12 protein-coding genes are annotated in these 10,948 nt (G+C 62.3%); 7 read left to right on the top strand and 5 right to left on the bottom strand.

All coding sequences use genetic code 11. The features are described 5' to 3' along the window. Positions 1 to 5: 5 nt before the first annotated feature. Entirely contained in the window at positions 6 to 572 is a 567-nt protein-coding gene (greB, locus tag V6M87_RS23925) for a transcription elongation factor GreB (protein WP_332879182.1), read from the top strand. Then, positions 572 to 1,132, top strand: coding sequence for a biliverdin-producing heme oxygenase (locus tag V6M87_RS23930; protein ID WP_332879183.1), 561 nt, complete (start codon positions 572 to 574; stop codon positions 1,130 to 1,132). Before greB ends, V6M87_RS23930 begins: the two co-directional genes overlap by 1 nt. A gap of 24 nt (positions 1,133 to 1,156) precedes the next feature. Here V6M87_RS23930 and V6M87_RS23935 read toward each other — a convergent pair whose 3' ends face one another. The 4 genes from V6M87_RS23935 to V6M87_RS23950 all read right to left on the bottom strand — a co-directional run bounded on the left by V6M87_RS23935 (position 1,157) and on the right by V6M87_RS23950 (position 5,492). Further along, the gene (locus V6M87_RS23935) at positions 1,157 to 3,412 is read right to left on the bottom strand and encodes a RelA/SpoT family protein (protein ID WP_332879184.1); all 2,256 of its coding nucleotides are present in this window, start codon (positions 3,410 to 3,412) and stop codon (positions 1,157 to 1,159) included. Between the two features lie 89 nt (positions 3,413 to 3,501). Then, positions 3,502 to 3,705, bottom strand: a complete 204-nt coding sequence (gene rpoZ / locus V6M87_RS23940) for a DNA-directed RNA polymerase subunit omega (protein WP_332879185.1) — start codon at positions 3,703 to 3,705, stop codon at positions 3,502 to 3,504. A gap of 52 nt (positions 3,706 to 3,757) precedes the next feature. After that, a complete protein-coding gene (gene gmk / locus V6M87_RS23945) occupies positions 3,758 to 4,402 on the bottom strand; it encodes a guanylate kinase (RefSeq protein WP_332879186.1) in 645 nt (214 codons plus the stop codon). Between the two features lie 202 nt (positions 4,403 to 4,604). Then, positions 4,605 to 5,492: a YicC/YloC family endoribonuclease gene (locus V6M87_RS23950; RefSeq protein ID WP_332879187.1), complete on the bottom strand. Its 888-nt coding sequence runs from the start codon at positions 5,490 to 5,492 to the stop codon at positions 4,605 to 4,607. 93 nt (positions 5,493 to 5,585) lie between these two features. On the opposite strand from V6M87_RS23950, the gene V6M87_RS23955 reads away from it, so the two are divergent. The 5 genes from V6M87_RS23955 to hemW all read left to right on the top strand — a co-directional run bounded on the left by V6M87_RS23955 (position 5,586) and on the right by hemW (position 10,369). Further along, a complete protein-coding gene (locus tag V6M87_RS23955; RefSeq protein WP_332879188.1) occupies positions 5,586 to 6,560 on the top strand; it encodes a serine/threonine protein kinase in 975 nt (324 codons plus the stop codon). A gap of 66 nt (positions 6,561 to 6,626) precedes the next feature. Then, on the top strand, positions 6,627 to 7,571 hold the full coding sequence (locus tag V6M87_RS23960; protein ID WP_332879189.1) for a PP2C family protein-serine/threonine phosphatase: 945 nt from the start codon (positions 6,627 to 6,629) through the stop codon (positions 7,569 to 7,571). A 17-nt stretch (positions 7,572 to 7,588) separates the two neighbouring features. Further along, positions 7,589 to 8,323 (top strand): ribonuclease PH, encoded by a 735-nt coding sequence (gene rph / locus V6M87_RS23965; RefSeq protein WP_332879190.1) that lies wholly within the window; start codon positions 7,589 to 7,591, stop codon positions 8,321 to 8,323. 235 nt (positions 8,324 to 8,558) lie between these two features. Continuing rightward, positions 8,559 to 9,143, top strand: a complete 585-nt coding sequence (gene rdgB, locus V6M87_RS23970; RefSeq protein WP_332879191.1) for an RdgB/HAM1 family non-canonical purine NTP pyrophosphatase — start codon at positions 8,559 to 8,561, stop codon at positions 9,141 to 9,143. Further along, the gene (hemW, locus tag V6M87_RS23975; protein WP_332879192.1) at positions 9,140 to 10,369 is read left to right on the top strand and encodes a radical SAM family heme chaperone HemW; all 1,230 of its coding nucleotides are present in this window, start codon (positions 9,140 to 9,142) and stop codon (positions 10,367 to 10,369) included. The genes rdgB and hemW overlap by 4 nt, the downstream gene beginning before the upstream one ends. On the opposite strand, the gene V6M87_RS23980 is transcribed toward hemW, so the two are convergent. Further along, the gene (locus V6M87_RS23980; RefSeq protein ID WP_332879193.1) at positions 10,366 to 10,734 is read right to left on the bottom strand and encodes a hypothetical protein; all 369 of its coding nucleotides are present in this window, start codon (positions 10,732 to 10,734) and stop codon (positions 10,366 to 10,368) included. The two genes, hemW and V6M87_RS23980, sit on opposite strands and share 4 nt — an antisense overlap. Positions 10,735 to 10,948: the final 214 nt, after the last annotated feature.

A 10,948-nucleotide genomic window follows, 5' to 3' on the forward strand; every position in this document is an offset into this window, starting at 1 on the left:
GCGCGATGAACAAGGCATTCACCAAAGAGTCGGACCACGACGACGACGAAGACGCGGTCGCGCTGGCGCAGGCCATTCCTGCCGGCGCGAAAAATTACATGACGCCGGCCGGCTACCAGCGCATCAAGGATGAGCTGCTGCAGCTGATCGATGTCGATCGACCCGAGGTCGTCAAAATTGTCCACTGGGCGGCGTCGAACGGCGACCGCTCCGAGAATGGCGACTACATCTACGGCAAGAAGCGCCTGCGCGAAATCGACCGCCGCATCCGCTTTCTCACCAAGCGCATGGACACGGCGGAAATTGTCGACCCGAGCGTCCATCATGGCAACGACCAGGTCTTCTTCGGCGCCACGGTCCAGTACCAGACCCACCTTGGCGAAGAGCACACGGTCACCATCGTTGGCATCGACGAGCTCGATCCGCTGCACGGCAAGATCTCCTGGATTTCACCGGTGGCGCGCGCCTTGACCAAAGCGCGCGAGGGCGACCTGGTTACGCTGCAGACGCCGCTTGGGGCCGAGGAGCTGGAAATTCTCGCGGTCGACTATCCCGCGCCGGTGCCCAACTGATGGTGGGCGCACTGGAAGCCTTGCGGCAAGCCACGGCCAGCCGCCACGAACAACTCGACGGCGGCTTGCCGCTGGCGCACGAGGGCGCCGGCTTGCCGGAATATGCGCTGCACCTGCAACTGCTGCGCGACTGGATGGCGCCGTTGAACGCCTGGCTGGAACGGTTCGACGATGGCCCCCAGGGCGTCGCCGGCTTGGCGCCGGTCGAGCGCATGGCGCTGCTGCAAGCCGATCTGCTGGAACCGGGCATGCTGCTGCGCGCGCCGTTCAAGGTCGCGCCGTGGCCCGAGCAGGCCAGCGCGGCCTACCGCTGGGGCGTGGTGTATGTGCTGGAAGGCGCGCAGCTGGGCGGCGCGGTGTTGTACCAGCGCCTGGCCGCCCGCCTGGCGCCCCATCCGCTGCGCTACCTGCGCGGCGATCCGGCCGGCCCCGGCCCGCGCTGGAGAATGTTCATGCTGGCACTGAAGGAACACGTGACGTCGGAAGACGAGATTGCCGACGCATGCACGGGTGCGTGCGCGGCGTTCGACCGCATCCTGGCACTGCACGCCCTGGGTTGACCCGGCGCAGCGATTGCTGCTGCGTCAGCCGCGCTCGCGCTCCACCCGGTTCACGCCCGCCACCTTGCGCAGATTGCGGATCAGGTGCGCCAGGTGCACCCGGTCGGTCACCTGGATCGTGAAGCGCAGCTGGGTCATCATGTTTTCGTCGTCTTCGTCCATGCCAACATACGTGATGTTGGCATCCGACTCGCCGATCTCGGCCGCCACGCGCGCCAGGATGCCTTTTTCGTTGTTGATCAACAGGCGGATGCGACAATCGAAACGGCGGTTCAGGTCGCTGCCCCACTGGACCGGGATCCAGCGGTCCGGTTCCTTGGCGCGCAGGCGCTGCGCTGGCAGGCATTCGATGGTGTGCACCACCAGGCCCTGGTCGCGCCGCAACTGGCCGATGATGGTGTCGCCGGGAATCGGCAGGCAACACGGCGACAGTTGCACCGAGACGCCCTCGCTGCCGTAAATGGTGACCGGGTCGAGCTCGCTGCCACCGAGTGCCTGGCTCGGCAGCATGTCGGCGCTGATGCCCATCAGGCCGAAGATATGGCGCGCCACCAGGGCCGCCATGCGCTTGCCGATACCGATGTCGGCGTACAGCTCGTCGAGCGACTTGGCCGACGATTCGCCCAGCAACTTCTCGATGGTGTGGTCCGGCAAAACAGGGTCGATGCCGAGCGCACTCAAGGCTTGCGACAGCAGCTCGGCTCCCAGTTCGACTGACTCGCCCAGGTTGATGGTACGCAGGTGGTGGCGGATGGCCGAGCGTGCCTTGCCGGTGCGCACAAAACTGAGCCAGGTCGGGCTCGGGCGCGAGTTGGTGTCGGTGATGATCTCGACGATATCGCCGTTGTGCAACTCGGTGCGCAGCGGCGCCGTGTCGTTGTTGATCTTCACGCCCACCGTGTGGTCGCCAATGCCGGTGTGGATGGTGTAGGCGAAATCGAGCGCCGTCGCGCCGCGCGGCAGGGCGATGATTTTCGATTTCGGCGTGAACACGTAGACCGAATCGGGGAACAGATCGACTTTCACGTGTTCCAGGAATTCGGCCGAGTCGCCGGTCTGCTGCTGGATGTCGAGCAGCGACTGCAGCCACGCATGGGTGCGCTGCTGCAGGTCGGACAGGTTCGATTCGCCATTCTTGTACAGCCAGTGCGCCGCCACGCCAGACTCGGCGGTGCGGTGCATGTCCTGGGTGCGGATCTGGAACTCCACCGGCGTACCGTACGGGCCGATCAGCGTGGTGTGCAGCGACTGGTAGCCATTCAGTTTGCGGATCGCGATGTAATCCTTGAACTTGCCCGGCATCGGCTTGTACAGCGCGTGCAGGGTGCCCAGCGCCACGTAACAGTTCGGCACCGTGTCGACCACGACGCGAAAGCCATATACGTCCAGCACCTGCGAAAACGACAGGTGCTTGTTGCGCATCTTTTTATAGACGCCGTACAGGGTTTTTTCGCGCCCGTAGACTTCGGCCTGGAGACCGGCCATGGCCAGCGTGCCCTTGACCGACTCGAGGATTTTCTTGACCACTTCGCGGCGGTTGCCGCGCGCCGCCTTGATGGCCTTGCCCAGCGTGCGGTAGCGCAGCGGATACAGGTGCGAGAACGACAGGTCCTGCAGCTCGCGGTAGATATTATTCAGGCCCAGGCGGTGCGCGATGGGCACGTACACTTCCATTGTTTCTGACGCGATGCGGCGCTGCTTGGCGGCCACCATGAAGTCAAGCGTGCGCATATTGTGCAGGCGGTCGGCCAGCTTGATGAGGATTACGCGCACATCGCTGGCCATCGCCAGCAGCATCTTGCGGAAGTTTTCCGCCTGCGCTTCGACCAGGCTCTGGAACTCGATCTTTTCAAGTTTTGACAGTCCATCCACCAGGTTCGCCACGGGCGAGCCGAAGCGTTCGATCAGCTCGTCCTTCTTGACGTCCTGGTCTTCCATCACGTCGTGCAGGAAGGCGGCCATGATGGCCTGGGCGTCGAGCTTCCAGTCGGCGCAGATTTCCGCGACGGCGATGGGATGGGAAATGTAGGGTTCGCCTGATTTACGCACCTGGCCCAGGTGCATCTCGTCTGAGAAGCGGTAGGCTTCCTTGACTTTCTTCAGTTCGGCGGGAGTGAGGTATTCGGCCAGCTTGGCGTTGAGCGCGGTGATCGACGCGACGCCGTGAACGGGTGCTGCTTCTTCCTGCGCGATATGGGACGCGCCGGCTTTTGTGCCCGGGCGCTTGGCCCGGGATTTGGTCTTGCCTGATTCTGTGGAATCCGGAGTGGTGAGGCTCATGCTTTGTATTCTATCTTCAGCTTATGTGATTACAGAATAACAGAAGAAAGAAAATCCACGGCCCAACGGCATGCCACTGTCACAGATTATTACATCGGAACTTTTTTGAGCATCTCGATGCCGACCTTGCCGGCAGCGATTTCGCGCAGGGCCACGACGGTTGGCTTGTCCTTGGCATCGACCTTCGGCGTGTGGCCTTGCAGCAACTGGCGCGCGCGGTAGGTGGCCGACAGCGTCAGCTGAAAGCGGTTAGGGATATTCTTCAAGCAGTCTTCGATGGTAATGCGGGCCATGGTAGTTCCTAAATAGCGGTAGTAGCGGTAATAAGCGGGAGGCAACCGGGAGTTAAGCTGCCTGCTGGACGTGTATGCCCAGCTGGGCGAAGAGATCGGCGTTGCGGGCGGCTTGTTGGGCAAATCGCGCGCGTGTCGCTTTGACAATCGCGCTCAATTCGGCCAGCGCGACGTTAAATTCCTCGTTGATGATAGCATATTCGAACTCGGGCGCGTGAGCGATCTCGCCGCCAGCCGCCAGCAGGCGCCGCGTGATGATGTGCGGTTCGTCGGTGCCGCGCTTGTGCAGGCGTTGTTCCAGCGCCTCGATCGACGGCGGCAAAATAAAGATGCCTGCTGCTGCCGGAAACTGTTTGCGCACCTGGCGCGCGCCTTGCCAGTCGATCTCCAGCAGGATATCGGTGCCGGCCTTCATTTCTTTTTCGACCTGCACGCGCGAGGTGCCGTAGTAATTGCCGTGCACTTCGGCCCATTCCAGGAACTCGCCGGCGTCGGCGCGCGCGGTGAAATCGGCAGCGCTGGTGAAATGGTATTCGCGGCCGTCGACTTCACCCGGGCGCGGCGGGCGCGTGGTGGTCGAGATGGACAGCTTGATGGCGGGCTCCATGGCCAGCAGGGCGTTGACGAGGGTCGATTTGCCGGCGCCGGACGGGGCGGCGACGACGAACAGGCTGCCGGAAAAGGCGGTGAGGGGCATGGTAGTTCCTTAATTCTTCAGCGTATTAAACAACGCAACAAGTTATAACCGCCAACTTAAAAACAGTCATTCCCGCGAAGGCGGGAACCCATACCACTTACGAATAGGGATAGCACTAGACGAAGATGCTATGGGTCCTCGCCTGCGCGAGGATGACGGTCTTGAGGCCGGGGTTACTGATCATTCGGCGACCGTGCGCAGTTTACTCGAGGTTCTGCACTTGCTCGCGCATCTGCTCAATCAGCAATTTTAACTCCATCGACGCGTCGGCCAGTTCCTTCACCGACGCCTTCGCGCCCAGCGTGTTCGCTTCGCGATTGAGTTCCTGCATCATGAAGTCGAGCCGCTTGCCGACCTGCCCGCCTTTTTTCAGGATGTGGCGCGTCTCGTTCAAATGCGCCGAGAGGCGCGACAGTTCTTCCGAGACGTCGATTCGGATGCCGTACAAGGTCACTTCCTGGCGGATCCGTTCCAGCACTTCCTGGCGCGTCAGCGTGGGCGGTGTGGCGTGACCGGCCAGGCCCAGCGCGTCCTGCATGCGCTCGATGGCTTTCTGCTGGAACTGGGCAATCACTTGCGGGATCAACGGCGAGATGCGCTTGACGATGACGTCCATCGCATCGATGCGTGCAACCAGCATCGCTTCCAGCGCTGCGCCTTCGCGGCGGCGGCTGTCGACAAAGGCGGCAACCGTGGTGGCCGTCAAGGCGGCGACATCGGCCTGGAGCGATTCCTGGCCCACGTGCGCTTCTTCGATCACGCCGGGCCAGCGCAGCAATTCGGCCACACTCATGGTCGCGGCATCAGCGAAATGCTGGCTCACTTCGTTTTGCAGACGCGCCAGGTCTGCCAGCAGGCTGGCGTTGAGCACTTGCGAGCCACCCGCCACTTTGCGTCCAAACGACAGGCGCGCTTCGACTTTGCCACGCGTGATGGCAGCCATGATGGCCGCCCGCAGATCCGGTTCCAGCGCACGCAATTCGTCGTTAATCCGAAATTGCAGGTCAAGGAAACGTGAATTGACGCTCTTGATCTCGATTGTCAGGGTGCCCGCAGCGCCTTCGCTGGTCGCAACCGCATAACCTGTCATGCTAGAAATGCTCAAAGGGATCCCCGGTTTTTATTCTTTACAAAACAGTGATTTATCCACACAATCGGCTTGTTAGCAAGGGAACCTCACCGAATGGCAGCACAAAATAACGCACCACTACCCGATGGCCTGGAACTTGCTGGATATCGTATTGTAAAGAAAATTGCGTCAGGTGGGTTCAGTATTGTTTACCTCGCATATGACCCTGACGGCAACACGGTAGCCATCAAGGAATACCTGCCCAGCGCATTGGCTTTGCGCCAGCCGGGCGAACTCGCGCCTGTCATTTCGAAGCCCAATCAGGCCGTTTTTCGCATCGGCCTGAAGTGCTTTTTCGAAGAAGGCCGCGCGCTGGCCCTGATCGTCCATCCCAACGTCGTGCGCGTGCTCAATTTCTTCCGCGCCAACGAAACGGTGTACATGGTGATGGCATATGAGTCAGGCCACACTTTGCAGGAACACATTGCGCGCCTGCAGGCGAAAGGCAGCCGGCCAAACGAAGCCTTTATTCGCCAGCTGTTCACGGGCGTCTGCGGCGGCCTGCGCGAGGTTCATGCGAACATGTTGTTGCATCTTGACCTCAAGCCGGCAAATATTTATTTGCGTACCGACGGCACCCCGATCCTGCTCGATTTCGGTGCCGCGCGCCAGACCGTGAACATCGATTCACCGCGCGTGGCGCCAATGTACACGCCCGGTTTCGCGCCGCCGGAACTGTATATCAAGGCGTCGAAACTGGGACCGTGGACCGACATCTACAGCATCGGCGCGGCGATGTACGCGTGCATGGCCGGCTCGGCGCCGCAGCCGGCCGACCAGCGCCGCAAGCTCGACAAGATGGAGCCCCTGATCAACAAGCTGGTCGCCAATTACTCGGTGGCGATGGTCGAGATGGTGCGCCAGTGTTTGGCGCTCGATCCCCTGGCGCGCCCGCAAAGCTTGTTCTCGCTGCAGAAAGTGCTGGCCTCCGGGCCGCAGGTGGCGCCCAGCGATGCCGGGCTGGACAAGCCGGCCGGCTGGCGCGGCCTGGTCGGCAAACTCGGCACGCTGGGCCGCAAACCGGGCTGACGTTCAAACAACCATACACGCGCCGCTGATCAACGAATCGAGCGGCCAACCACGACCAGGACCACGATGCAATTCTCCGTTTATCAACAGACCCATATAGGCGGTCGCAAGGTCAACCAGGACCGCATGGGCTACAGCTTCACGCGCGAGTCGCTGCTGCTGGTGCTCGCTGACGGCATGGGCGGCCATGCGCGCGGCGAAGTCGCCGCCACCATTACACTGCAGACCATGTCGGCCATGTTCCAGCGCCAGGCCAACCCGTACATCAAGGGACCCGAGCGCTTCCTGCAGGATGCCCTGCTCGAATCGCACGAAGCCATCCTGCGCTATGGCGTGCAGCACGGCATGAAGGACACGCCGCGCACCACCGTGGTGGCGTGCCTGGTGCAGCACAACAGCGCCATCTGGGCCCACTGCGGCGACTCGCGCCTGTACTGGGTGCGCGGCGGACAAATCCTCGCGCGCACGCTGGACCATTCGCACATCGAGCACCTCATTTCGAAGGGCCTGGCGCAGCCGTCCGAGCGCGCGACCCACCCCGACCGCAACAAGCTGTATAACTGCCTGGGCGCGTCGAGCGTGCCGAAAATCGCCATGTCGCGCCAGTCCAGCATGCAGGCCGGCGACGTGCTGCTGCTTTGCTCGGACGGCCTGTGGGGCGTACTGCCTGATGAAGAAATCGTGCACCAGCTGTCGAACCACACCATCGTGCGCGCCGTGCCCGACATGATCGGCATGGCCACCACGATTGCCGGCGCCGAAGGCGACAACACCACCGCGCTGGCCATCATGTGGCAAGGCGCGGACCTCGGCACGGACGATTCCGGCACGCCTTCGACCATCACCACCGACACGCTGCTGGACGACGAATCGGCCGGTTCCATCGATGCCGACGCGCCGCCACCGGTGGTGGTCGAAGCCGCCGTCGACATGTTCGACGAAGACGAAATCGAGCGGGCGCTGGCCGAAATCCGCGGCGCCATCGAAAAATCTTCCCAAGTACTCAAATAAACAGAAAAGGCAGCACCATGAATTTTGCATCACGCCCGAGCGGCCGCGCCGTCGACCAGTTGCGCACCATCCGCCTGACGCGCCAGTACACCAAGCACGCCGAAGGATCGGTCCTGATCGAATGCGGCGACACCAAAGTCATTTGCACGGCCAGCATCGAAGACAAGGTCCCCGGCTTTTTGAAGGGCAAAGGGCAGGGCTGGCTGACCGCCGAATATGGCATGCTGCCACGCTCGACCCACACGCGCATGGACCGCGAAGCGGCGCGCGGCAAGCAGTCCGGCCGTACCCAGGAAATCCAGCGCCTTATCGGCCGCTCGTTGCGCGCGGCGTTCGACCTGCAGGCCTTCGGCGAGCGCACCCTGCATCTCGATTGCGACGTGATCCAGGCCGATGGCGGCACCCGCACCGCGTCGATCACCGGTGTGATGGTGGCGGCGTATGACGCCTTCAGCACCCTGGTCGGGCGCGGCGTGATTCCGGCCGTGCCGCTCAAGCATTTCGTGGCCGCCATTTCGGTTGGCGTGTACCAGGGCATGCCGGTGCTCGACCTCGATTACGTGGAAGATTCTGGCTGTGACACCGACATGAACGTGGTGATGACCGATGCCGGTCACTTCATCGAAGTGCAGGGCACGGCGGAAGGCGCCGCGTTCGACCGGGCCGGGATGAATCGCCTGCTCGATCTGGCGCAGGGCGGCATTGCCGACCTGGTGACGATGCAGAAGCAGGCGCTGGGTTTGATGGCGTAGTTAGCACCCGCATCGTTCGCATCGCTACACCGTCACCAACGCCCCCACCGTCATACCGGCGAACGCCGGTACCCATGCTGAGCTGGTCATAAAGTTTACGCCGTCGTCATTTGCGCGGCTTCTGCCAATTGACTATAGGCCCCGGCCTTCGCCGGGGTGACGGTCTTGGGGATGAGGGGTAGAATACCGCCTCTGTCCCGCCGCCTGCGCAACGCCTCATTACATCCCCCACACCATGACCCAACGCCTGATCCTCGCCTCCAACAACGCGGGCAAGCTGCGTGAATTCGCCGCCATCCTCGATCCCATCGGTTTTACTGTTCACCCGCAAGGCGAATTCGACGTGCCCGAGTGCGACGAACCGTTCGCCACCTTCGTCGAAAACGCCCTGCACAAGGCCCGCCACGCCGCCCGCCTGACCGGCTTGCCGGCCTTGGCCGACGACTCCGGCGTCTGTGTCAATGCCCTCGGCGGCACCCCTGGTGTCTACTCGGCCCGCTATGCCGGCGAGCCGAAGTCGGACGCGAACAACAGCGCCAAACTGATCGGCGATTTAAAAAGTCACGCCGACAAATCGGCCTACTATTATTGCGTGCTGGTCTACGTGCGCCACGCCGACGACCCGCAGCCGGTGATTGCCGACGGGCGCTGGATGGGTGAAATCAGTGCCACCGCGCGCGGTGAGAACGGCTTCGGCTACGACCCGCATTTCTGGCTGCCTTCGATGGCCAAGTCCGCCGCCGAGCTGACCCCGGCCGAGAAAAACCAGCTGTCGCACCGCGGCCAGGCCCTGCGTGTGCTGGTCGAGAAACTGAAATGATTCCAATTAAAGTCGCCGGCGTCAGCGTCGGCACGCGCTCGCCGGCCGCAGTCGGCCTGCAGTATCTGCAACCCGGCGCGCTGAACTTGACCGCGCTGCCGCCGCTGTCGCTGTACATCCATTTTCCGTGGTGCGTGCGCAAGTGCCCGTATTGCGACTTCAATTCGCACGAAGCGCGCGGCGCCTTTCCCGAAAAAGCGTATCTCGACGCCGTGCGCCTCGACCTGGAACAGTCGCTGCCACTGATCTGGGGCCGCAAGATTTATACGGTGTTCATCGGCGGCGGCACGCCCAGCCTGATGTCCGCGGCGGGGCTGGACCGCCTGATGTCGGACGTGCGCACCTTGCTGCCGCTGGACGGCAACGCCGAGATCACGATGGAGGCCAATCCCGGCACCTTCGAAGCCGAGAAGTTCCGTTCTTACCGCGCCAGCGGCATCAACCGCCTGTCGATCGGCATCCAGAGTTTCAATGCCGATCACCTGAAGGCGCTGGGCCGCATCCACGACGACCGCGAGGCCATGCGCTCGGTGGAGATCGCGCATGCGAACTTCGACAATTTCAACCTCGACCTGATGTACGCGCTGCCCGGCCAGACGCTCGACCAGGCGCGCCACGATCTCGCTACCGCACTGGCGTACAAGCCGCCCCACCTGTCGCTGTATCATCTCACCATGGAGCCGAACACGGTGTTTGCCAAGTATCCGCCGCAGCTGCCGGACGACGACGCCAGTGCCGACATGCAGGACATGATCGCGGACGTGACAGCCGTCGCCGGGTTCGACCATTACGAAGTGTCGGCTTACGCCCAGGCCGGCAAGCGCGCGCGCCACAATCTCAATTACTGGGAATTCGGCGACTACCTCGGCGTCGGCGCCGGCGCGCACTCGAAGATCTCGTTTCCGCACCGCGTGCTGCGCCAGGCGCGTTACAAGCAGCCACAGTCGTTCATCGAAGCGGCCAACCAGGGCAATGCCATCCAGGAAGAGCACGAGATCCCGCGCGCGGACATGGGCTTCGAATTCATGCTCAACACCCTGCGCCTGACCGGCGGCTTTGCGCCGAACCTGTTTGGCGAGCGCACCGGAGTGCCGATCAATGCCATCGACAAGGCTTGCGCCGAGGCGGAAGCGAAGGGGCTGCTGTATCGCGATCACCAGATCATCCGGCCAACCGAGCTGGGGCAGCGCTTCCTGAACGACTTGCAGCAGATGTTTTTGGCTTAGAGTCCGTTGCCGCCGGAGTACGCGGCACCGCGCTGGCCGGTCAGCCTGGCCATGGCCAGCCAGGCGCAGCCCGCCGCCAGGATGGCGGCCAGAATACTCAGCACGAACACCATGTGCATATTTTGTTCATGTGCGGCCTCGACGGCGACCGCAGCATGGTCGATCGCCCTGGTTTGTAAATCCAGTAGTTCAACGTAGGCGCGCGCGTTCGCATCCATGGCGCCGGCGTCGGTGCGTGCGACGCTGCTGTCGCTGGTATGGGCATTCGAGAGCGGCATCGCTGCCGCCCAGGGAGTGGCGAGCACCAGTGCCGCACAGCCAAGCAGGACGCTCACTTGCTGTTGAAACCTGTTGAACGATTTCATGTGAATCACCTTCGGTGTTTATTAATGCATGTGGGTAAGTATGTACCCATTCGGCACCGATGGATAATTTTGGTGACTTTCATTGTTGCTAAAATGCATCAAGTATTGTCAAAAGATTTCGTCTACTGGCAAAAAAATGGCGCTGTACCCGCTAGCTGTGGAAGACCCCGATAGCGGCTTTGAGCAAGGTCTCCGGAGAACGAATACGTTCTTG

It is taken from the genome of Massilia sp. S19_KUP03_FR1 (assembly GCF_036688685.1).
Classification (GTDB): domain Bacteria; phylum Pseudomonadota; class Gammaproteobacteria; order Burkholderiales; family Burkholderiaceae_D; genus JALYUM01.